The organism is Streptomyces pseudogriseolus (genome assembly GCA_002154585.1).
Classification (GTDB): Bacteria; Actinomycetota; Actinomycetes; order Streptomycetales; family Streptomycetaceae; genus Streptomyces; species Streptomyces pseudogriseolus.
Window position 1 is genome coordinate 20,385 of the sequence record MUNG01000193.1, and the last position, 22,038, is coordinate 42,422.

The window sequence follows — 22,038 nt, forward strand, 5'->3', positions numbered from 1 at the left end:
AGGAAGAGGGGCGCACCCGTCGCGGGTGCGCCCCTCCGGCGTGTCGGGGGTGGCCCGGGCGTCAGCCGGCCAGGCAGGACGGGCCGAGCAGCACCTTCAGGTCGCCGAACAGGGCCGGGTCGGGCTTGACCCGGTGCCGGTCGAGCCGCAGCACGGTCGTCCTGGTGGGCCCCTGGAGCTTGATGCGGACCTCGCTGTCGCCCTTGTGGTGGGTGAGGATCTCGCCGAGCCGGCTGACCATCGGCGGGGTGACGCGGGTGGCCGGGATGGTGAGCACCACGGGCGCGTTGGTGCCGGCGTTGGACAGGTCGGGGACCATCAGCTCCATGGCGACCAGCCGGGGCACGTCCTCGCGCTTGTCGAGCCGGCCCTTGACGAACACCACGGCGTCCTCGACGAGTTGGGTCGAGACGAGCTGGTAGGTCGCCGGGAAGAACATGCACTCGATGGAGCCCGCGAGGTCCTCCACGGTGGCGATCGCCCAGGCGTTGCCCTGCTTGGTCATCTTGCGCTGGAGGCCGGAGATGATGCCGCCGATGGTGACCACCGCGCCGTCGCCGAAGTCGCCGCCGGTGAGCTGGGAGATGCCCGCGTCGGCCTTGTCGGACAGCACGTGCTCCAGGCCGAACAGCGGGTGGTCGGAGACGTACAGGCCGAGCATCTCGCGCTCCTGCGCGAGGAGGTACGTCTTGTCCCACTCGTCGTCGGTGAACTGCACGTCCAGGCCGAAGCCCGGCTCGTCGCTCTGCTCCTCGCCCATGCCGCCGAAGAGGTCGAACTGTCCCTCGGCCTCCTTGCGCTTGACCGCCACCACGTTGTCGATCATCGGCTCGTACTGGGCGGTGAGGCCCTTGCGGGTGTGGCCCAGGGTGTCGAAGGCGCCGGCCTTGATCAGCGACTCGGTGGTGCGCTTGTTGCAGACGACCGCGTCGACCTTGTCGAGGTAGTCCGGGAAGGACGTGTACTTCCCCTTGGCCTTGCGGCACTTGATGATCGACTCCACCACGTTGGTGCCGACGTTGCGCACCGCGGAGAGGCCGAAGAGGATCACGTCGTCGCCCTGCGCGGCGAAGTTGGACTCGGACTCGTTGACGTTGGGCGGGAGCACCCGGATGCCCATGCGGCGGCACTCGTTGAGGTAGACCGCGGACTTGTCCTTGTCGTCCTTCACCGAGGTGAGCAGCGCCGCCATGTACTCGGCGGGGTGGTTGGCCTTGAGGTAGGCGGTCCAGTAGGAGACCAGGCCGTACGCGGCGGAGTGCGCCTTGTTGAAGGCGTAGCCGGCGAAGGGGACCAGCACGTCCCACAGGGCCTGGATGGCCTCGTCGCTGTAGCCGTTCTTGCGGGCGCCGGCCTGGAAGATGGTGAAGTTCTTCGCCAGTTCCTCGGGCTTCTTCTTGCCCATCACGCGGCGGAGGATGTCGGCCTCGCCGAGCGAGTAGCCGGCGATGATCTGGGCGGCCTTCTGCACCTGCTCCTGATAGACGATCAGGCCGTAGGTGACGTCCAGGACCTCCTTGAGCGGCTCCTCCAGCTCGGGGTGGATCGGGGTGATCTCCTGCTGGCCGTTCTTGCGCAGGGCGTAGTTGGTGTGCGAGTTCATGCCCATCGGGCCCGGCCGGTACAGGGCCGACACGGCGGAGATGTCCTCGAAGTTGTCCGGCTTCATCAGCCGGAGCAGGGAGCGCATGGGGCCGCCGTCGAACTGGAACACGCCGAGGGTGTCGCCGCGCTGGAGCAGTTCGAAGGTCGTGGGGTCGTCGAGCGGGAGGCTCAGGAGATCGATGTCGATCCCCTTGTTCGCCTTCACCATCTTGACGGCGTCGTCCATGATGGTGAGGTTGCGCAGGCCCAGGAAGTCCATCTTGAGCAGGCCGAGCGACTCGCAGCTCGGGTAGTCCCACTGCGTGATGGTCACGCCGTCGGTGTGCCGGACCCAGACCGGGACGTGGTCGGTGATGGTCTCGCTGGACATGATCACGCCGGCCGCGTGCACGCCCATCTGCCGCACCAGTCCCTCGACGCCCTTGGCGGTGTCGATGACCTTCTTCACGTCCGGCTCGTTCTCGTACATCCCGCGGACCTCGCCGGCCTCCGAGTAGCGGGGGTGCGCGGGGTCGGTGATGCCGGACAGCGGGATGCCCTTGCCGAGGACGTCGGCGGGCATCGCCTTGGTGATGCGGTCGCCCATCGCGTACGGGTAGCCCAGCACGCGCGCGGAGTCCTTGATGGCGTTCTTCGCCTTGATGGTGCCGTACGTGCCGATCATGGCGACCTTGTCGGCGCCGTACTTCTCGGTCACGTAGCGGATCACCTCGACGCGCCGGCGCTCGTCGAAGTCGATGTCGACGTCGGGCATGGAGATGCGCTCGGGGTTGAGGAACCGCTCGAAGATCAGGCCGTGCGGGATCGGGTCGAGGTCGGTGATGCCGAGGGCGTACGCGACGATCGAGCCGGCCGCGGAGCCACGGCCGGGGCCGACCGCGATGCCCTGCTTCTTGGCCCACATGATGAAGTCGGCGACCACGAGGAAGTAGCCCGGGAAGCCCATCGAGATGATGGTGTCCATCTCGTACTCGACCTGCTTCATGCGGTCGTCCGGGATGCCGTCGGGGAAGCGGCGGTTCATGCCGCGCAGGACTTCCTCGCGGAACCAGGAGACCTCGGTGTACCCCTCGGGGATGTCGAACTTGGGCATCAGGTCGCGCTTGACGAACATGCCCGTGGTGTCGACCATCTCGGCGATCAGCCGGGTGTTGGCGCAGCCCTGCTGCCAGGCGTCCGAGGAGTCGATGGCGTACATCTCGTCGGTGGACTTCAGGTAGTAGCCGGTGCCGTCGAACTTGAAGCGGTCGGGGTCGGAGAGGTTCTTGCCGGTCTGGATGCACAGCAGCGCGTCGTGGGCGGTCGCCTCGTGCGCGTACGTGTAGTGCGAGTCGTTGGTGACCAGCGGGGGGATGCCGAGCTTCCTGCCGATCTCCAGCAGGCCGTCGCGGACCCGGTGCTCGATCTCGATGCCGTGGTCCATCAGCTCCAGGAAGTACCGGTCCTTGCCGAAGATGTCCTGGTAGTCGGCGGCCGCCTTGAGGGCCTCGTCGAAGTGGCCGAGGCGCAGCCGGGTCTGCACCTCGCCGGAGGGGCAGCCGGTGGAGGCGACGATGCCCTCGGACCACTTGGCGATGGTCTCCTTGTCCATCCGGGGCCATTTCTGAAGCCAGCCCTCGGCGTAGGCGTCGGAGGAGAGCCGGAAGAGGTTGTGCAGACCGGTGCTGTTCACCGCCCACATCGTCTTGTGGGTGTAGCCGCCGGAGCCGGAGACGTCGTCCCGCTTCTGGTGCGGCTGGCCCCACTGGATCTTGCGCTTGTTGCGCCGGGACTCGGGGGCGACGTACGCCTCGATGCCGATGATCGGGGTGACGCCGGCCTTCTGCGCGGAGTGGAAGAAGTCGTACGCCCCGTGCAGGTTGCCGTGGTCGGACATGGCGATGTGCGTCATGCCCATCTCGTTGCAGGCGTCGAACATGTCCTTCAGCCGCGCGGCACCGTCCAGCAGCGAGTACTGGGTGTGGACGTGCAGGTGCGTGAACGGCGGCTTCGACACGGTGCGGCCTCCAGGGAGATCTCATCGGCAGCGGGTGGACGGTCCCGGGGGACAGCTCGGAAGTCTATGCCCCGGCACTGACACCCGGAGCCCTTCCCCGCGTACCTTCGGGCGGGGCGCCGGGCACTCCCGCGCGCGTCCGCACGTTAGGCAGGCGACGGACCAGCCGTCCCCGAGATCCCGCACCAGGAGGCACCCAGCGATGTCGGTCCCGCAGCTCAGCGACGAGCACCGCGGCGAGGAGATCCTCGCCGTCCTCGACACCGCCTTCGGCGAGCTCCTGGCCGCCGACCCGGCCGCGTTCCGGGTGAAGTTCCGGAAGATGGCGGCGTCGGCGTTCGCGTTCTACCGCGGGACGGCGAGCCTCTTCTACCACGACCTGTCCGCCGGGCAGCAGGGTCAGGGCGGCCCGTACCTGGACGAGCGCACCTCGCGCGTGTGGATCCACGGCGATCTCCACGCGGAGAACTTCGGCACGTACATGGACGCGGGCGGCCGCCTGGTGTTCAACGTCAACGACTTCGACGAGGCGTACGTCGGCCCCTTCCTGTGGGACCTGAAGCGTTTCGTGGCGTCCGTGGCGCTGATCGGGTACGCCAAGGCGCTCAGCGACGAGCAGATCACGGACCTGGTGTCGGTGTACGCGGCCGCCTACCGGGAGCGGATCCACGCCCTGGCGACCGGCGCGAAGCGGGACGAGGTGCCGCCGTTCACCCTGGACACCGCGCAGGGGCCGCTGCTGGACGTGCTGCGGGACGCCCGGTCGCTGACCCGGTTCTCGCTGCTGGAGTCGATGACGGAGATCCGTGACTTCGAGCGCCGCTTCGCGCCCGGCGGCGGCGCGGTGGAGCTGGACGCCGCCACGCGCTACAAGGTCCTCGCCGCGTTCGACGGCTATCTGGAGACGCTGCCGGACGCGTCCCTGGCCCGCCCGGACTCCTACCGGGTGAAGGACGTCGTGGGCCGCCGGGGCATCGGCATCGGCTCGGCCGGGCTGCCGTCGTACAACATCCTGCTGGAGGGGCACAGCGACGCCCTGGAGAACGACGTGGTGATCTACGTCAAGCAGGCGCAGACCCCCGCGGTCTCCCGGCACGTGACGGATCCCGCTGTGCGCGAGTACTTCCTGCACGAGGGGCACCGCACGGTGATCTCCCAGCGCGCCCTCCAGGCGCACGCCGACCCGTGGCTGGGCTGGACCGAGCTGGACGGCGCCGGGCAGCTGGTGGCCGAGGTCTCGCCGTACGCGGTGGACCTGGACTGGAGCGACCTCGACGACCCGGAGGAGATCACGCTGGTGGTCGCCGACCTGGGCCGGGCGACGGCGGCGATGCACGCGGCGGCGGACGACACCTCCGGCGAGTCGCTGGTGCCGTTCTCCACGGAGCGGGCCATCGACGCGGCGATCGCGGCCGACGAGGAGGCGCTGGTGCCGCTGCTGGTGGACTTCGCCCACGACTACGGGGCGCGGGCCCGCCGGGACCACCAGATCTTCCTCGACCTGTTCCGCAACGGCCGGATTCCGGGCCTGTAACCTTCCGCACTCACAGGGTCCCTTCACGGACCCCTTAACGGAGCTCGTGCCACACTCGTAGCCGCCATGGACATATCCGGACCCCAGCTCAGAGCCGTTCGCGCGGCGCTGTTCACGGCTGTCGTCGTGACCCTCAGCACCGCGTCGCACGTGCTGCTGTCCGGAGCCCCGCTGCCGCTGAGCACGGTGGCCCTGATCGGCGCCGCCGTGTTCGGCCTGGCCTACGCGCTCGCGGGGCGGGAACGTTCCTTCGGGCGGATCGCCGCCCTGCTGATCCCGCTGGAGCTGGCCGCCGACACGGTCTTCACCACCGGTCAGCACGTCTGCTACGGCCGGATGGGCGGCCCGGTGGCCGGCCCGCTGCGCGCCGTCGGCTTCGACGTGCTGTGCGGCGACGGCACCGGTGTGGGCGTGCCGCTGGCCCGGGTCACCGGGCATGCCGCGGAGGGCGGCGACCGGGTGGCGGCGGTGCTGGCCGAGGCCGGCCCCGCGACCGCCTGGCTGCTCCTGGGCGCGCACATCGGGGTGGGCCTGCTGGCCGCCGCCTGGCTGCGCCGCGGGGAGCGGGCGCTGGCCCAGCTGCTGGGCGCGCTCGCGGCGACGGCGTCGACGGCGGTCCGTCCGCTGCTGCTGGCCGTCGCGGTGGTGACCGTGCGCAGGCCGCCGAAGGCGGGCCGGCCGGTCCGCACCCCGCACCGCGCCGCCGTGGCGCGCACCCTGCTCCTCGCGCACTCCCTGGGACGGCGCGGGCCGCCGTGCTCCCTCGCCGCCTGAGGCGGATCACGCCCCGGGCGGTCGTCCGAGCATCAGCAGTCCCCCCGTACGAACTCCGCACACGAGCGTGTGCGTCCCCTGTGGAGACATCACCATGAGCAAGCGGAACAGCCAGGCGGCCAAGACGGCGGCGCGCGAGCGGCTGCGCGAGGAGCGCGAGCGCCAGGCGAAGCGGGCGAAGGTCAGGCGGCAGCTGATCGTCGCCGCGTCGGTGGTCGGCGTGCTGGCCGCGGCCGGCGGCATCGGCTACGCGGTGGTCCAGGCGAACAAGCCGGACCACTGGGAGGCCGCGAAGGACGCCGAGCTGGTCAAGCCGGCGAACACCAGCGGCAAGGACGGCACGACCGTCGTCATCGGCAAGGCCGACGCGAAGAAGACCCTCGAGCTGTACGAGGACCCGCGCTGCCCGATCTGCTCCTCCTTCGAGCAGGCCGTGGGCGAGACGATCGAGAAGGACGTCGCGGACGGCAAGTACAAGGTGCAGTTCATAGGCGCCTCGTTCCTGGACCGCAACCTCACCGGCGAGGGCTCGAAGAACGCGCTGAGCGCCCTGGGCGCCGCGCTGGACGTGAGCCCGGAGGCGTTCCTGGCGTACAAGTCGGCGCTCTACTCGGCGGAGTTCCACCCCGAGGAGACGGACGACAAGTTCAAGGACGACGCCTACCTGATCAAGGTCGCCGACACCGTGGACGCCCTGAAGAACAACAAGGAGTTCCAGGCGGCGGTGAAGGACGGCACCTACGACCGCTGGGCGCTGGAGATGTCGGACAAGTTCGACAGCAGCGACGTCCAGGGCACGCCGACGGTGAAGATGGACGGCAAGAAGCTCACCGGCTCCGACGGGCAGAACGCGCCCATGACGGCGGCCGAGTTCACCGCGGCGGTCGACAAGGCGCTGAAGGGCTGACACGGCGGTCCGACGGACGGCTGAAGAGCGGGCGAACTTTTCCCGGGTTCGCCCGCTCAGGCATGTACGCGTCAGTAACCTGATCGGCTGTGACCAGTCGACACGGAAGAACCGAGAGCGCCGTCTCCGCCACCGCGGACACCGCCCCCCTCACCCCGCGCCGCCGCACGGTCGTCAAGGCGGCCGCCGCCGGCGCGGCCCTGGCCGGACCGCTCGCCGTCGCGCCGGCCGCCCGCGCCGCCCGCTCGGCCCCCGCCTTCCTGCACGGCGTCGCCTCCGGCGACCCGCTGCCGGACGGCGTGCTGCTGTGGACCCGCGTGACCCCGGTACCGGAGGCGGTCCCCGGCTCAGGCATCGGCCCGGACACCGAGGTGAGCTGGACCGTCGCCCGCGACCGGGCGTTCACCGACGTCGTCGCGCGGGGCACGGTCCTCGCCACCGCCGCCTCCGACCACACCGTCAAGGCGGACATACGCGGCCTGCGCCCCGCCACCGACTACTGGTTCCGCTTCTCCGCGGACGGCGCCGACTCGCCCGTCGCCCGCACCCGCACCGCCCCGGCCGCCGACGCCGCGGTGACCGGGCTGCGGTTCGGCGTGGTGTCCTGCGCCAACTGGGAGGCCGGCCACTTCGCGGCGTACCGCCACCTCGCGGCCCGCGGCGACCTGGACGCCTGGCTGCACCTGGGCGACTACGTCTACGAGTACGGCACCGGCGAGTACGGCGCCCGCGACCAGGTCGTCCGCCCGCACTCCCCCGCCCACGAGATCGTCACCCTCGCCGACTACCGGCTGCGGCACGCCACGTACAAGACCGACCCGGACCTCCAGGCACTGCACGCCACGGCGCCGGTCGTCGCGATCTGGGACGACCACGAGTTCGCCAACGACACCTGGTCGGGCGGCGCCGAGAACCACACCGAGGGCGCGGAGGGCGCCTGGGCGGCCCGGCAGGCCGCGGCGAAGCAGGCGTACTTCGAGTGGATGCCGGTCCGCCCGGCGGTCGAGGGCACCACCTACCGCCGGCTGCGCTTCGGCAAGCTGGCCGACCTGTCGCTGCTCGACCTGCGCTCCTTCCGCTCGCAGCAGGTCTCCCTCGGCGACGGCGAGGTCGACGACCCGGACCGCACCCTCACCGGGCGCGCCCAGCTGGACTGGCTGAAGGCGGGCCTGTCGGCGTCCGACACCACCTGGCGGCTGGTCGGCACCTCGGTGATGATCTCGCCGTTCGCGCTGGGCGCCCTGCCCGCGAGCCTGCTGAAGCCGCTCGCGAAGCTGCTGGGGCTGCCGCAGGAGGGCCTCGCCCTCAACACCGACCAGTGGGACGGCTACACCGACGACCGCCGTGAACTCCTCGCCCATCTGCGCGCGAACGCCATCCGCAACACGGTCTTCCTCACCGGCGACATCCACATGGCGTGGGCCAACGACGTCCCGGTGAACGCCGGCACCTATCCGCTGTCGCCGTCGGCCGCCACGGAGTTCGTGGTCACCTCGGTGACCTCCGACAACCTCGACGACATCGTGAAGGTCTCCGAGGGCACCGTCTCCGCGCTGGCCTCCCCGCTGATCCGGGCCGCCAACCGGCACGTGCACTGGGTGGACACCGACCGGCACGGCTACGGCGTGCTGGACGTCACCGCCGAGCGGGCGCAGATGGACTACTACGTGCTGTCCGACCGCACGGCGGCGGACGCCACGTCCCGGTGGGTCCGCTCCTACCGCACCCGCAGCGGCACGCAGAAGGCCGAGCGCACCTACGACCCGGTGTGACGCCCCGCCGGACTCAGTCCTCCAGCGAGTCCAGGAAGCCGAGCGCCACCCGCCAGGTGGCCTCGGCCGCCTCCTCGTCGTAGTCGGGCAGGCCGGGGTCGGTGTAGAGGTGTCCGGCGCCCGCGTACCGGTACACCTCGACGTCGGCCCCGGCCCGGCCCATCCCCAGGTACCAGGCGGTGAGCCAGTCGTCGGTCTCGAACGGGTCCGGCTCGGCGACGTGCAGCTGCACCGGCAGCCCGTCCGCCGCGGCGTTCTCCGCGATGTCGGACGTGCCGTGCAGGAGAAGCAGGCCCTTGGCCTTCTCGTCGCCCAGGGCCAGCGTCTGCGCCACCGAGGCGCCGAAGGAGAACCCGGCGTACACCAGGCCGCGCTCCGAGTAGGGCGCGGCCGCCAGCACGGCCCGCCTCAGCAGCTCGTCCTTGCCGGTCTCCTCCCGGTGGGCCATGCCCTCCTCGACCGTGTCGAACGTGCGCCCCTCGAAGAGATCCGGTGTCCACACCTCGTGTCCGGCCGCGCGCAGCCGGTCCGCGGCCCGGTGCACGGCGGGACGCAGTCCGAAGGCCGAGTGGAAGAGCATGATGTTCATGGAGCCCATGGTGCCAGCCGGGTGTGACGGGTCCCGCGGGCGGCACTACCCGCGTCCGGACGGAAGTCACATGTTCATGCCCGAGCAGGCCGGTTAGGTTCGGGGGCATGGATGACGTGCTGCGCCCGCTGATCGTGGTCGGCGGCTCGGTGGTGCTGACGCTGCTGCTGGGCTGGGCCACCGACCGGCTGCTGCGGAAGGCCGACGAACGCCACCACGAGACACCGCTGTGGGGCCTGCTGCGCCGGGCCCGCGTTCCCTACCAGCTGCTGCTCATCGCCGTGCTGCTCAGAGCCTCCTACGACGAGACCCGCCTGCTGACCTCTCACGACGTCGCCGTCGGCCGGACGCTGACCCTGGTGCTGATCGGGTCCGCCGCCTGGATGGCGATCCGGATCGCCGCCGCCGTCGTGGAGACCTCCTACACCCGGTACGCCACCAACCACCGGGAGCGCGACCCGGCCCGCGTGCGCCGGGTGCGCACCCAGGTGACGCTGATCCGCCGCGTGGTGTCGGCGGTGGTGGGCGTGGTCGCGGTGGCCGCGATGCTGCTGACGTTCCCCGCGATGCGTGCGGCCGGCGCCTCCCTGCTGGCCTCGGCCGGCATCCTCGGCATCGTCGCCGGCGTCGCCGCCCAGTCGACGCTGAGCAACATGTTCGCCGGGCTCCAGATCGCGTTCGGCGACATGGTGCGCATCGGCGACACCGTGGTGGTCGACGGCGAGTGGGGCACGGTGGAGGAGATCACCCTCACCTTCCTGACCGTGCGCACCTGGGACGAGCGCCGGATCACCATGCCGGTGTCGTACTTCACCTCCAAGCCGTTCGAGAACTGGTCGCGCGGCACCCCGCAGATGACCGGCACCGTGTTCTGGCACGTGGACCACAGCGCCCCGCTGGACGCCATGCGCGCGAAGCTGCGCGACATCCTGCGGGAGTGCCCGGCCTGGGACGGCCGCGCCTGCAACCTGACCGTCACGGACTCCACCCCGAGCACCCTGGAGGTCCGGGCGCTGGTGACGGCCAAGGACGCGGACGACATCTGGACGGTCCGGGTCGAGGTCCGCGAGCGGATGATGCGCTTCCTGGCCGACGAGCACCCCTACGCGCTGCCCCGGGTCAACACCGCCGACGCGGTGCCGCCGCCCCGGGACGGGCTGGAGATCGCGCCGTCCGACGGGATGCCGGTGCCGGCGGCGCGCCGGGCCCACGCCCACCCGCCCCGGCAGCCGCGCTGAGCGGCGCTCAGCAGCCGCGCTCGGCGCCGCCGTTCACCTGGACGATCTGCGAGGTGATGTGCCCGGCGCCGTGCGAGGCGAGCCAGTGCAGGGTCGCCGCGACGTCGCCGGGCCGGCCGGCGCGCTTGTCGGACGTCTCGGCGACCAGCCGCGCGCGCCGCTCCTCGTCGACGCCGTCGTCGCCGAAGAACGCCGTGTCCTCGATGTAGCCGGGCGCGACCACGTTCACGGTGATCCCGTGCGGCCCCAGCTCCCGGGCCAGGGCATGGGCGTACGGGTGCAGACCCGCCTTGGCCGCCGCGTACGACACCCGGCCCGAGCCGCGCCGGGCGGCGATGGAGCTGAGGAACAGCACCCGCCCGCCGGGCACGGCGAGCCGGTCCCGCAGCGCCTCGGTGAGCAGCACGGCGGTCAGCACGTTGAGCCGGAAGTTGACGGTCCAGTCGCGGGCGACGGCGTCGAGCGGGTCGTCGCCGCCCACCGGCGGTTCGAGGAGCCCGTTGCCGCCCGCGCAGTGCACGAGCACGTCCACGGCGCCGAACTCGCGCCCCACGAACCCGGACACGCCGCGCACGGCCTCGGGGTCGGCCAGATCGGCGGCGTAGGTCAGCGCGCCGGGCACCTCGGCCCGCTCCAGGACGTCACCGCGCCGTCCGACGAGCAGGACGCGGTCGCCGTCGGCGGCGAACGTCTGCGCGGTGGCGAGCCCGATGCCGGTGCCGCCGCCGCTGATCACAACATTGCGTGTCATGCCCCGACCCTACGGAGCGGGCGACGGCGGACGGCGGCAACGCGGCGGCGCTCAGCGCAGACTGCGCACGTCCAGATGACGCAGCACCCGGTCCACCACCTCCGGGTCGGCGCCCGGCTCGCTGCGCGCGGTGAGCACCTCGTGCCGGGCGGCGCTCAGCATCTCCTGCTCGATGCGCCGGATCCGCTTCAGCCGCCTGGCCCGCTGCCGGACCGCCTCGCGCCGCTCGTCGTCCGCGATGTCCGGGCTGATCCGCACGCCCACGTCGAACGCGCGGCGCATCAGCTGCTCGGACAGCTCCTCCGGCAGCTCCTCCACGTCCTCGATCTCCCGCAGCCTGCGTTTGGCCGCCTTCGCCGCCCGGACGGCGAGCCGGCGCTCCAGCTCCTTCTCCCGTCCGGTGTCGCCGCGCACCCCGAGCCTGCCCACCAGCCACGGCAGGGTGAGCCCCTGCACCAGCAGCGTCCCCAGCACCACCCCGAACGCCATGAAGACGATCTCGCCGCGGGCGGGGAAGCCGGCGCCGGAGTCGGTCTCCAGCGGGATGGCCAGCGCCAGCGCGACGGACGCCACCCCGCGCATCCCGGACCACCACATCACCACGGTCTCGCGCCAGCTGAGCGGGATCTCCTCGCCGACGTCCCGGGCGGTGTGCAGCCGCTTGGTCAGCCAGGTCGCCGGCAGCAGCCACGCCAGCCGCACCAGCACGACCACCCCGACGACCACCCCCGACCAGCTGAGCAGCTCGCCCCAGTGGCCGGCCGCGGTGTTGACCGCGTTGTGCAGCTCCAGGCCGACCAGCCCGAACGCCACGCCGGTGACCAGGGTGTCCACGATGTCCCAGAAGGTGTGCCCGGCCAGCCGCGCCATCACGTCGTCGGCGTCGGTGGCGTACTCCACCAGGAACAGTGCGGTGACCAGCACCCCGAGGACGCCCGAGCCGTGCAGCTCCTCGGCGAGGACGTACGCGGCGAACGGCACCAGCAGGGTCAGCGCCACCTGGAGGGTGGGGTCGCCGAGCAGGTCCATGGCCTTGTTGGTGGCCCAGCCGAGCGCCAGTCCGACGACGACCGCCACCACGGCCGACAGCACCAGGTCGAGCCCGGCCGCCCAGGGCGAGAAGGAGCCGCTCACGGCGGCGGCCACGGCCACGTGGTACAGCACGATCGCCGTGACGTCGTTGAACAGCCCCTCCCCCTCCAGGATGGACACCAGGCGGCGGGGCAGCCCCAGCCGGCCGGCCACCGCGGTCGCCGCGACCGGGTCGGGCGGGGCGACCAGCGCGCCGAGGGCGACGGCGGCGGCCAGCGGCAGCCCCGGCACGATCGCGTGGGCGACGGCGGCGACGCAGAAGGTGGTGACGAAGACCAGCGCCACGGCCAGCAGCAGAATCGGCCGGACGTTGGCCGCGAACTGGCGCCAGGAGGTGCGCCGCACGGCGGCGTAGAGCAGGGGCGGCAGCAGCAGCGGCAGGATCAGTTCCGGCGGGACGTCGACGTTCGGCACGAACTCCAGCAGCGCCAGGACGATCCCGAACACCGTCATCAGCACCGGCGCCGGCAGCCTCAGCCGCTCCCCCACGGGGACGCTCACGAGCGCCCCGAGCAACAGGGCGAACAGCAGGGCCAGCTGATCCACGGTCACCGCTCCCGGGCGTCGGACGGGTCGGGCGCTCTCCAGCCTGCCATGCGCCGCACGGCCGCCGAGGTCACCCCGCCCCGGTCACAGCGCGCGCCGCATGGCCCGGTGCGGCATCCCCGCGTCCGGGAACTCCGGCCCGTAGGCCTGGTAGCCGAGCCGCTCGTAGAAGCCGAGGGCGTGGGTCTGGGCGTGCAGGTCGACGCCGGTGAGCCCGCGCTCCCGGGCGGCGTGCTCGACGGCCCGCACGAGCGCCGCGCCGACCCCGAGGCCGCGCGCCCGCCGCAGCACGGCGAGCCGGCCGAGGGAGCCGGCCGACAGGTCGCCGCCGTTCTTCGCGGCGGCCGCGGCGCCGTGCAGCAGCCGGGCCGTGCCCAGCGGGGTGCCGTCTTCGGCGACGGCGAGCAGGTGCACGGCGTCGGCGTCGTGGGCGTCGTACTCGATGTCCTCGGGCACGCCCTGCTCGGCGACGAAGACCTCCTTGCGGACCGCGAAGCACGCCTCACGGTCGGCGGGGTCCTCGGCGACGCGGACCGTGAAGGCGTCGCTCATGCCCAGGTCTCCTCGCGGACCTGGTCGAGCGCCTGCTGGAGGTCGTCCGGGTAGTCGCAGGAGAACTCCGCCCACTGTCCGTCGCCGGGGTGCTCGAAGCCGAGGCGCACGGCGTGCAGCCACTGCCGGGTCAGCCTCAGCCGCTTGGCGAGCGTGGGGTCGGCGCCGTAGGTCAGGTCGCCGACGCAGGGGTGGCGGTGGGCGGCCATGTGCACGCGGATCTGGTGCGTGCGGCCGGTCTCCAGCTTCACGTCGAGCAGGGACGCGGCGCGGAACGCCTCGATCAGGTCGTAGTGCGTGACGGACGGCTTGCCGTCGGCGGTGACCGCCCACTTGTAGTCGTGCTGCGGGTGGCGGCCGATGGGGGCGTCGATGGTGCCGCTGGTCGGGTCCGGGTGGCCCTGGACGAGCGTGTGGTAGCGCTTGTCGACCGTGCGCTCCTTGAACTGGCGCTTCAGCGACGTGTACGCGTACTCCGACTTGGCGACCACCATCAGGCCGGAGGTGCCGACGTCCAGGCGGTGCACGATGCCCTGGCGCTCGGCGGCGCCGGAGGTCGAGATGCGGTACCCGGCGGCGGCGAGACCGCCGATCACGGTGGGGCCGGTCCAGCCCGGGGAGGGGTGGGCGGCGACGCCGACGGGCTTGACGATCACGACCACGTCGTCGTCGTCGTGCACGATCTCCATGCCCTCGACCGGCTCGGCCACGACCTGCACCGGGGCGGGCGCCTGCGGCATCTCCACCTCGAGCCAGGCGCCCCCGCTGACCCGCTCGGACTTTCCGACCACCGACCCGTCGACCGTGACCTTCCCCGCGGCGGCGAGCTCGGCCGCCTTGGTACGGGAGAAGCCGAACATGCGGGAGATGGCGGCGTCGACGCGCTCGCCCTCCAGGCCGTCGGGCACGGGCAGGGTACGGATCTCGGGAATCGTGCTCACCCGTCGAGTATGCCGGACGGGTGCGTCACTCCCGCACGGGAGTGACGGGGCCCTCAGTCCTTGTGGACGGTGCCGTCCGGGTCGAGACCCCGGAAGGACAGCAGCACGATCAGGATGCCGCCGCACACGATGGCCGAGTCGGCCAGGTTGAACACGGCGAAGTGCTTCGGCGCGATGAAGTCGACGACCGCGCCCTCGAAGACGCCCGGCGAGCGGAAGATCCGGTCGGTGAGGTTGCCGAGGGCGCCGCCGAGGAGCAGGCCGAGCGCGATCGCCCAGGGCAGGCTGTAGAGCTTGCGGGCCAGGCGGAAGATCACCACGATGACGGCCGCCGCGATGACCGTGAAGATCACCGTGAACGCCTCGCCGAAGCCGAAGGCCGCGCCCGCGTTGCGGATCGCCTCGAAGCGCAGCCAGTCGCCGACGATCTCGATCGGCTCGTGGTGCTCCAGCTTCTCGACCACGATCATCTTGCTGACCAGGTCGAGGAGGTAGGCGAAGGCGGCGACGGCGAACAGCACGGCGATCCGCCGCCTGCCGCGGGGCCGCTGCGCCTCCGCCGTCGTACCGTCGGCGCCGGCCGGCTCCCCGCCGTCCCGGTCCCGCAGGTCCCGGTCCTCCTGGTCCCGGTCCTGCCCGTCCCGGTCCGCGTCCGGAGTGTCCGGCGTACCGATGATGCGCTCCGCCTCTGCCACGTGAGTCCCTCAGCCTAGGTCCTTGACTGAGGACGAGGGTACGGCACGGCCTGCGCGGCCGCCCTTCCGTACCGGCTCGGTACCGGCTCAGTACCGGCGCTCCTGCTTCTGCTTGCACTCGACGCACAGGGTGGCCCGCGGGAAGGCCTGCATACGGGCCTTGCCGATGGGTTTGCCGCAGTTCTCGCACAGGCCGTAGGTGCCCGCGTCGAGCCGCTGGAGCGCCCGCTCGAACTGGTCGAGCATCTCGCGCGCGTTCGCGGCGAGGGCCAGTTCGTGCTCGCGCGTGATGTTCTTGGTGCCGGTGTCGGCGTCGTCGTCGCCCGCGCCGTCCCCGGAGTCGCGCATCAGGCCGGCCAGCGACCGCTCGGAGGAGCTGATCTCCTCGCGCAGCCGCAGCACCTCCGACATCAGCTCCGCCCGCGCCTCGTCGACCTCCTCGTCCGTCCACGGCTCCTCGCCGGGACGCACCGCGAGCTCGCCCGGCTCCACCGCACCGTGCCGGGCCTTGGGCACGGCGGTCGCCGCCGCCGCGGCCGCCGGACCAGGGGTCTTCTTCGCAGCACCCACCGTCGTCACTCCCGTCTGCGCCGCGGCCTCGGCCGCGTCCGCGTCGTCGGCCGCGCTGTGCCCGGCCCCGTCCTGAGCGGACCCGCTGGTCCTGGCCGCACCGTTCCCCTCGCGGGCGCCGCGACGGCCGCCCGCACCCCGGTCCGGGGCGGCCGCCTTCCCGGCGGCGCCCCGTGCCGGCTTGCCGCCGGCGAGCTTCTTCGCGGTGGCCTTGCGGCCGCCGGCCTTCGCGGTGGCACCCTTCGACGCCGTCGTCCCGGACGCGGCCTCGGCCGCGCCGGCCTTCGCCTCGGCGGCCTCGGCCGCCGCACCCTTCTTCGCCACCATGGCCGCGGCCCCTTCACATATTGTGATCTTGCGCGCGAATCGTGCTGGGACGATAAATCGACTCAGGCCCTGCGGCAACGGGGCGCACCGCCCGGCCGCCTCGCCTCGCGCACGCCGCGCGGCGACCTGCATGCGTTGTGCCCAGCTGTCCGCGGGGTATGCCGCCCGCACGGACGTGCCGGCGTTCCGAACAGGCGTACCGCTCCATTCGGGGCATTCCCGGCGTACCGTCGCGGGAAAAGCGGTCGGCCGCCCGCCGCGCCGCGCCGTACACTGGGCGGAGCGAAAAGCGTGGATGGGGACGAGTAGCGGCGTACGCAGCCCAGAGCGACCCGGGGACGGTGTGAGCCCGGGGGCGAGCGCGACGTGAAGATCACCCCGGAGCCGCCGGAAGAAACCCCTGCACGGGGCGGTAGAACCGGCATCGCGGCCTCAATGAGGGGGCTCACCGGAGCGCGGGAAGCACCGGAGGGCCAAGGAGGGTGGTACCGCGGGAGCGCGCCGACGGCGGCGCAAGGACTCACAGCTCTCGTCCCTCCGGTCGGAAGGCAGCAAGTCCGCCGGAGGAAGCCCGCTGATGACAACGCCGACGTACCGCCCGGTACCCGCCCAGGTCGACCTGCCCGCCCTCGAGCACACGGTGCTCAGGTTCTGGGACGAGCAGAAGATCTTCGCCAAGAGCCTGGAGCAGTCCGAGGGCCGCCCCGAGTGGGTGTTCTACGAGGGTCCGCCCACCGCCAACGGCATGCCCGGCGCCCACCACATCGAGGCCCGCGTCTTCAAGGACGTCTTCCCCCGCTTCCGCACCATGCGCGGCTACCACGTGGCCCGCAAGGCCGGCTGGGACTGCCACGGCCTGCCGGTGGAGCTGGCCGTCGAGAAGGAGCTGGGCTTCTCCGGCAAGCAGGACATCGAGGCGTACGGCATCGCCGAGTTCAACGCCAAGTGCCGTGAGTCGGTGACCCGGCACACGGACGCCTTCGCCGAGCTGACGACCCGCATGGGCTACTGGGTCGACCTCGACGAGGCGTACCGCACGATGGACCCGGAGTACGTCGAGTCCGTCTGGTGGTCGCTGAAGGAGATCTTCAACAAGGGCCTGCTGGTCCAGGACCACCGCGTCGCCCCCTGGTGCCCCCGCTGCGGCACGGGCCTGTCCGACCACGAGCTGGCCCAGGGCTACGAGACGGTCGTCGACCCGTCGGTCTACGTCCGCTTCCCGCTGACGTCCGGCCCGCTGGCCGGCGAGGCCGCGCTGGTCGTCTGGACGACGACCCCGTGGACCCTGGTGTCCAACACGGCCGTCGCCGCCCACCCCGAGGTCACCTACGTCGTCGCCACGAACGGCGAGGAGAAGCTGGTCGTCGCCGAGCCGCTGCTGGAGAAGGCCCTCGGCGAGGGCTGGGAGAAGACCGGGCAGTCCTTCACCGGCGCCGAGATGGAGCGCTGGACCTACCGGCGCCCCTTCGAGCTGGTCGAGTTCCCCGACCCCGCCCACTACGTGGTGAACGCCGAGTACGTCACCACCGAGGACGGCACCGGTCTGGTCCACCAGTCCCCCGCCTTCGGTGAGGACGACCTCAAGGTCTGCCGCTCCTACGGCCTGCCCGTGGTCAACCCGGTCCGCCCCGACGGCACCTTCGAGGAGGACCTGCCGCTGGTCGGCGGCGTCTTCTTCAAGAAGGCCGACGAGCAGCTCACCGCCGACCTCGACGGGCGCGGCCTGCTCTTCAAGCACCTGCCGTACGAGCACAGCTACCCGCACTGCTGGCGCTGCCACACCGCGCTGCTCTACTACGCGCAGCCGTCCTGGTACATCCGCACCACCGCCGTCAAGGACCGGCTGCTCGAGGAGAACGAGAACACCAACTGGTTCCCGGACACGGTCAAGCACGGCCGGTTCGGCGACTGGCTGAACAACAACATCGACTGGGCGCTGTCCCGCAACCGCTACTGGGGCACCCCGCTGCCGATCTGGCGCTGCGCGGAGGACCACCTCACGGTCGTCGGCTCCCGCGCGGAGCTGACCGAGCTGTCGGGCGCCGACCAGTCGGGCCTCGACCCGCACCGCCCGTACATCGACGAGGTCACCTTCGCCTGCCCGCAGGACGGCTGCGGCGCCACGGCCACGCGCGTGCCGGAGGTCATCGACGCCTGGTACGACTCGGGCTCGATGCCGTTCGCGCAGTGGGGCTACCCGTACAAGAACAAGGAGCTGTTCGAGAGCCGGTACCCGGCGCAGTTCATCTCCGAGGCCATCGACCAGACCCGCGGCTGGTTCTACACGCTGATGGCGGTCGGCACGCTGGTCTTCGACAAGTCCTCCTACGAGAACGTGGTGTGCCTCGGTCACATCCTCGCCGAGGACGGCCGCAAGATGTCCAAGCACCTGGGCAACATCCTCCAGCCGATCCCGCTGATGGACCAGCACGGCGCGGACGCGGTCCGCTGGTTCATGGCCGCCGGCGGCTCGCCGTGGGCCGCGCGCCGCGTCGGCCACGGCACCATCCAGGAGGTCGTCCGCAAGACGCTCCTCACGTACTGGAACACGGTCGCCTTCCAGGCCCTGTACGCCCGCACGTCGAACTGGGCGCCGAGCGAGGCCGACCCGGCCCCGGCCGGCCGCCCCGTCCTCGACCGCTGGCTCCTGTCCGAACTGCACGCGCTCACCGACCAGGTGACCCAGGCGCTGGAGAGCTACGACACCCAGCGGGCCGGCAAGCTGCTGTCCGCGTTCGTCGACGACCTCTCCAACTGGTACGTCCGCCGCTCCCGCCGCCGCTTCTGGCAGGGCGACAAGGCCGCGCTGCGCACCCTGCACGAGGTCGTGGAGACGGTGACCAAGCTCATGGCCCCGCTCACCCCGTTCATCACCGAGCGGGTCTGGCAGGACCTGATCGTCCCCGTCACCCCGGGCGCGCCGGAGTCGGTGCACCTGTCCTCGTGGCCGGAGGCGGACCCGTCCGCCGTCGACCCGCGGCTGTCCCGCCAGATGGCGCTGGTGCGCCGCCTGGTGGAGCTGGGCCGCGCCACGCGCGCCGAGTCGGGCGTCAAGACCCGGCAGCCGCTGCGGCGGGCCCTGATCGCGGCGGCCGGCTTCGACACCCTCGACCCGGAGCTGCACACGCAGATCACGGAGGAGCTGAACGTCGAGTCGCTGGCGCTGCTGTCCGAGGTGGGCGGCTCGCTGGTGGACACCACGGCCAAGGCCAACTTCCGCGCGCTGGGCAAGCGGTTCGGCAAGCGGGTCCAGGACGTGGCCAAGGCGGTCGCGGGCGCCGACGCCGCCGCGCTGTCCCTGGCGCTGCGCGAGGGCACGGCCTCGGTGGAGGTCGACGGTGAGACGATCACCCTCTCCCCGGACGAGGTGATCATCACGGAGACGCCGCGCGAGGGCTGGTCGGTGGCGTCCGACGCGGGCGCCACGGTGGCCCTGGACCTGGAGATCACCGAGGAGCTGCGCCGGGCCGGCCTGGCCCGTGACGCGATCCGGCTGATCCAGGAGGCCCGCAAGAACAGCGGCCTGGACGTGGCCGACCGGATCGCCCTGCGCTGGACGTCGGACGACGCCGCGACGGCGGACGCGCTGACGGAGCACGCGGAGCTGATCGCCGACGAGGTGCTCGCCACGGACTTCGCCCGGGGCGAGGCGGACGACTCCTACGGCGCCCCGTTCACGGACGAGGGGCTGTCCCTGACGTTCCGTCTGCGCAAGGCGTAAGCGTCCGAGCAGGGCGCAACCGGCGTCACACGGTGAAGGCCCGGATCCGCCCGGAGAAAAACTCCGGCGGTCCGGGCCTTCGGCGTTGCGTGCGTCGGACAAGCCCGCCGTATCCGAACACATGGCGCCAACGGGGGCGAACCGGCAGGAACGCGCGTAGCACAAGGGCGGGGCCCCGGGTTGGTGAACCCGGGGCCCCGCCCTGAACGCTGCCGACTGCTACGCCGTACCCATGGCCACGGGGGCCGTCAGTTGTCGTCCTCGTCGATCAGGAAGCCACGCATCGGCGAGGGCGCCTGACCCATCGGCGAGGGGCCCTGCGGACGGACCGGAGCCATGGGCTGGGTCATCGCAGGCTGCATCTGCTGCTGACCGCCGTACGACGGGCCGGACTGGCCGCCGGGGCCACCGCCCATCGTCTGGTTGCCGCCGTAGGACGGGGCACCCGCGCCGGCCGGGGCCATCGAGGGCGCCGGGGACGGCGGCAGCGACGGAGCGGCGCTCGCGGGCTGACGCGGCGGGGCGAGCGAGTCGTCCGCCTGCGTCTCCAGCTGGCGCAGCTGCGACTCCAGGTAGGACTTCAGCCGCGTGCGGTACTCGCGCTCGAAGCCGCGCAGGTCCTCGACCTTGCGCTCCAGCGTGGCGCGGGCGGACTCCAGGGAGCCCATCGCGACGCGGTGCTTCTCCTGCGCGTCCCGCTCCAGGGCGTCGGCCTTGGCACGGGCGTCACGCTCGAGGCCCTCGGCACGCGAACGCGCCTCGCCCACGATCTTGTTGGCCTCGGAACGGGCCTCCGCGATCGCCTGGTCGGCGGTCTGCTGGGCCAGCGACAGGACGCGCGCGGCGCTGTCGCCACCGGGGCCGCCCTGACCGGGGAGACCCGGACCGCCCATGGGACCGCCCATCGGGCCGCCAGGGCCCATCTGCCCCTGCATCGGGCCACCCTGGCCCATCGGCCCGGGACCCTGGCCCATGGGGCCGGGACCCTGCGGGCCGCCCTGTCCGCCGGGGCCGGCGGGCAGTTGGGGAGCACCGCTCGGCAGCTGGGGCGGGCCACCCATGGGGCCGCCCATCTGCTGCTGCGGCGGGCCCGATATGCCGGCGGGCACCGGAGCGCCGGGACCTCGCATGCCCTGCTGGGGCATGCCCGGAGGCGGACCCTGCTGCTGCTGGTCCTGCGGCTCCGGAGGCTTGCGCATGTTCTGCTGGTTCTGCGCCGCGGCGCGCGTGGCCGCGGCCAGCTTGGCGCGCAGGTCCTCGTTCTCGCGCAGCAGGCGCGTCAGTTCGGCTTCGACCTCGTCGAGGAAGGCATCGACCTCGTCCTCGTCATAGCCTTCTCGGAGGCGGACGGTCGTGAACTGCTTGTTCCGCACGTCCTCGGGGGTCAACGGCATCTCTTCACCTCAACGTAGTCATCGGCAGTCGGCAAGACCGTATCGTCCACAGTCACCTCGCGAGATTGCCCACGATCGAGATGAGGATGTAGACGATGATCATCAGTACGAAGAAGGACAGGTCGAGCGCCACGCCCCCGAGACGCAGCGGCGGGATGAACCGCCGCAGAAGCTTCAGCGGTGGATCGGTGACAGTGTAGGTGGCCTCCAGGACGACCACCATCGCCTTGCCGGGTTGCCATGAGCGGGCGAACTGGAACACGTAATCCATGACCAAACGGAAGATCAGCACGATGAGGAACACCATCAGCGCGATGTAGATCACCTGCGCGAACACGCTCATGGCCTGCTTTTCCCTCTCCCCTGTGCCGCTCTCGGTCCGGTCCTGCGTCTCAGCTCTGGTTGAAGAACCCGCCCTCTGCGATGCGGGCCTTGTCCTCCGCCGTGACATCGACGTTAGCAGGCGACAACAGGAACACCTTCTGCGTCACCCGCTCGATGCTGCCGTGAAGACCAAACACCAAACCGGCTGCAAAGTCGACAAGTCGCTTCGCGTCTGTGTCATCCATCTCAGTCAAGTTCATGATCACCGGGGTGCCCTCACGGAAGTGTTCCCCGATGGTACGGGCCTCGTTGTAGGTCCGGGGGTGAAGCGTGGTGATCCGGTAAGGCTCTCGTTCCGACACGACCTTGGGCATGATCACCGGTGCGTTCTTCTCCAGGCTGGCGCGTTCTTGTGTGATGGATGCCACGGGCGCGATCCGCGCCGGGCGTGGCGATTCCGCGGGCAGCGAAGCGGAACGGGACACCGGTTCGCGGGGCGCGGGCGGGTGGACGACTCGTACCTCTTCGTCCCTTTGGGGCTGATGTGTTCCGTGGGACTGGTGCGGCGGCTCGTGCCGCCGGTGGTCCCGCTCCGGCTCCGGGTCGAGTTCCGGTTCGAAATCGTCGTCTGGGTCGAATCCGCGGCCGTCGTACCCATCGTCCTCCACGAGGCCGAGGTAGACCGCCATTTTGCGCATCGCGCCGGCCAT

General features: G+C 71.6%; 17 protein-coding genes. 6 read left to right on the top strand and 11 right to left on the bottom strand.

The window, feature by feature from the left end; genetic code table 11:
* Nucleotides 1-61: 61 nt before the first annotated feature.
* Entirely contained in the window at nt 62-3,601 is a 3,540-nt protein-coding gene (gene dnaE / locus CCN29_RS18245; protein WP_006136122.1) for a DNA polymerase III subunit alpha, read from the bottom strand.
* A gap of 202 nt (nt 3,602-3,803) precedes the next feature.
* Between dnaE and CCN29_RS18250 the strand changes: the two genes are divergently transcribed.
* The 4 genes from CCN29_RS18250 (at nt 3,804) to CCN29_RS18265 (ending at nt 8,588) form a co-directional block, all read left to right on the top strand.
* Nucleotides 3,804-5,135: a DUF2252 domain-containing protein gene (locus CCN29_RS18250; protein ID WP_006136123.1), complete on the top strand. Its 1,332-nt coding sequence runs from the start codon at nt 3,804-3,806 to the stop codon at nt 5,133-5,135.
* Nucleotides 5,136-5,201: 66 nt separating this feature from the next.
* On the top strand, nt 5,202-5,909 hold the full coding sequence (locus CCN29_RS18255; RefSeq protein ID WP_031018432.1) for a hypothetical protein: 708 nt from the start codon (nt 5,202-5,204) through the stop codon (nt 5,907-5,909).
* A 94-nt stretch (nt 5,910-6,003) separates the two neighbouring features.
* Nucleotides 6,004-6,816, top strand: a complete 813-nt coding sequence (locus tag CCN29_RS18260; RefSeq protein WP_006136126.1) for a thioredoxin domain-containing protein — start codon at nt 6,004-6,006, stop codon at nt 6,814-6,816.
* A gap of 89 nt (nt 6,817-6,905) precedes the next feature.
* A complete protein-coding gene (locus CCN29_RS18265; RefSeq protein WP_031061931.1) occupies nt 6,906-8,588 on the top strand; it encodes an alkaline phosphatase D family protein in 1,683 nt (560 codons plus the stop codon).
* A gap of 13 nt (nt 8,589-8,601) precedes the next feature.
* On the opposite strand, the gene CCN29_RS18270 is transcribed toward CCN29_RS18265, so the two are convergent.
* Nucleotides 8,602-9,177 carry a dienelactone hydrolase family protein gene (locus CCN29_RS18270; RefSeq protein WP_031018427.1) on the bottom strand — a complete coding sequence of 192 codons (576 nt, stop codon included), beginning with the start codon at nt 9,175-9,177 and terminating at the stop codon, nt 8,602-8,604.
* Nucleotides 9,178-9,284: 107 nt separating this feature from the next.
* Between CCN29_RS18270 and CCN29_RS18275 the strand changes: the two genes are divergently transcribed.
* Nucleotides 9,285-10,415 (top strand): mechanosensitive ion channel family protein, encoded by a 1,131-nt coding sequence (locus tag CCN29_RS18275; protein WP_031061928.1) that lies wholly within the window; start codon nt 9,285-9,287, stop codon nt 10,413-10,415.
* A 7-nt stretch (nt 10,416-10,422) separates the two neighbouring features.
* Here the strand turns inward: CCN29_RS18275 and CCN29_RS18280 are convergent, their stop codons facing one another.
* The 6 genes from CCN29_RS18280 to CCN29_RS18305 form a co-directional block, all read right to left on the bottom strand.
* Nucleotides 10,423-11,166, bottom strand: a complete 744-nt coding sequence (locus tag CCN29_RS18280; RefSeq protein WP_031018422.1) for an SDR family NAD(P)-dependent oxidoreductase — start codon at nt 11,164-11,166, stop codon at nt 10,423-10,425.
* A 51-nt stretch (nt 11,167-11,217) separates the two neighbouring features.
* Nucleotides 11,218-12,810: a Na+/H+ antiporter gene (locus CCN29_RS18285; RefSeq protein WP_006131305.1), complete on the bottom strand. Its 1,593-nt coding sequence runs from the start codon at nt 12,808-12,810 to the stop codon at nt 11,218-11,220.
* 78 nt (nt 12,811-12,888) lie between these two features.
* Nucleotides 12,889-13,356, bottom strand: a complete 468-nt coding sequence (locus CCN29_RS18290; protein ID WP_006131304.1) for a GNAT family N-acetyltransferase — start codon at nt 13,354-13,356, stop codon at nt 12,889-12,891.
* Nucleotides 13,353-14,297: an RluA family pseudouridine synthase gene (locus CCN29_RS18295; protein WP_006131303.1), complete on the bottom strand. Its 945-nt coding sequence runs from the start codon at nt 14,295-14,297 to the stop codon at nt 13,353-13,355. Before CCN29_RS18295 ends, CCN29_RS18290 begins: the two co-directional genes overlap by 4 nt.
* Before the next feature lie 53 nt (nt 14,298-14,350).
* Nucleotides 14,351-14,992 (bottom strand): signal peptidase II, encoded by a 642-nt coding sequence (gene lspA, locus CCN29_RS18300; RefSeq protein WP_006131302.1) that lies wholly within the window; start codon nt 14,990-14,992, stop codon nt 14,351-14,353.
* An 87-nt stretch (nt 14,993-15,079) separates the two neighbouring features.
* Complete coding sequence (locus CCN29_RS18305; RefSeq protein WP_006131301.1) at nt 15,080-15,889, bottom strand: TraR/DksA family transcriptional regulator; 810 nt, start codon at nt 15,887-15,889, stop codon at nt 15,080-15,082.
* Nucleotides 15,890-16,466: 577 nt separating this feature from the next.
* On the opposite strand from CCN29_RS18305, the gene ileS reads away from it, so the two are divergent.
* Nucleotides 16,467-19,610: an isoleucine--tRNA ligase gene (gene ileS / locus CCN29_RS18310; protein ID WP_086683097.1), complete on the top strand. Its 3,144-nt coding sequence runs from the start codon at nt 16,467-16,469 to the stop codon at nt 19,608-19,610.
* Between the two features lie 248 nt (nt 19,611-19,858).
* Here the strand turns inward: ileS and CCN29_RS18315 are convergent, their stop codons facing one another.
* The 3 genes from CCN29_RS18315 to CCN29_RS18325 are packed head-to-tail and all read right to left on the bottom strand — an operon-like array spanning nt 19,859 to nt 22,038.
* Nucleotides 19,859-21,004 (bottom strand): DivIVA domain-containing protein, encoded by a 1,146-nt coding sequence (locus CCN29_RS18315; protein ID WP_006131297.1) that lies wholly within the window; start codon nt 21,002-21,004, stop codon nt 19,859-19,861.
* A gap of 52 nt (nt 21,005-21,056) precedes the next feature.
* Entirely contained in the window at nt 21,057-21,347 is a 291-nt protein-coding gene (locus CCN29_RS18320; protein ID WP_004932337.1) for a YggT family protein, read from the bottom strand.
* A 49-nt stretch (nt 21,348-21,396) separates the two neighbouring features.
* Nucleotides 21,397-22,038: a cell division protein SepF gene (locus tag CCN29_RS18325; RefSeq protein ID WP_006131296.1), complete on the bottom strand. Its 642-nt coding sequence runs from the start codon at nt 22,036-22,038 to the stop codon at nt 21,397-21,399.

Excerpts from the sequence above, each read along its gene's own strand:
- CCN29_RS18250 (WP_006136123.1), top strand. The coding sequence starts at position 3,804 with ATGTCGGTCCCGCAGCTCAGCGACGAGCACCGCGGCGAGGAGATCCTC.
- CCN29_RS18255 (WP_031018432.1), top strand. The coding sequence starts at position 5,202 with ATGGACATATCCGGACCCCAGCTCAGAGCCGTTCGCGCGGCGCTGTTC.
- CCN29_RS18260 (WP_006136126.1), top strand. The coding sequence starts at position 6,004 with ATGAGCAAGCGGAACAGCCAGGCGGCCAAGACGGCGGCGCGCGAGCGG.
- CCN29_RS18270 (WP_031018427.1), bottom strand. The coding sequence starts at position 9,177 with ATGAACATCATGCTCTTCCACTCGGCCTTCGGACTGCGTCCCGCCGTG.
- CCN29_RS18275 (WP_031061928.1), top strand. The coding sequence starts at position 9,285 with ATGGATGACGTGCTGCGCCCGCTGATCGTGGTCGGCGGCTCGGTGGTG.
- CCN29_RS18280 (WP_031018422.1), bottom strand. The coding sequence starts at position 11,166 with ATGACACGCAATGTTGTGATCAGCGGCGGCGGCACCGGCATCGGGCTC.
- CCN29_RS18290 (WP_006131304.1), bottom strand. The coding sequence starts at position 13,356 with ATGAGCGACGCCTTCACGGTCCGCGTCGCCGAGGACCCCGCCGACCGT.
- CCN29_RS18305 (WP_006131301.1), bottom strand. The coding sequence starts at position 15,889 with ATGGTGGCGAAGAAGGGTGCGGCGGCCGAGGCCGCCGAGGCGAAGGCC.
- ileS (WP_086683097.1), top strand. The coding sequence starts at position 16,467 with ATGACAACGCCGACGTACCGCCCGGTACCCGCCCAGGTCGACCTGCCC.
- CCN29_RS18315 (WP_006131297.1), bottom strand. The coding sequence starts at position 21,004 with ATGCCGTTGACCCCCGAGGACGTGCGGAACAAGCAGTTCACGACCGTC.
- CCN29_RS18320 (WP_004932337.1), bottom strand. The coding sequence starts at position 21,347 with ATGAGCGTGTTCGCGCAGGTGATCTACATCGCGCTGATGGTGTTCCTC.
- CCN29_RS18325 (WP_006131296.1), bottom strand. The coding sequence starts at position 22,038 with ATGGCCGGCGCGATGCGCAAAATGGCGGTCTACCTCGGCCTCGTGGAG.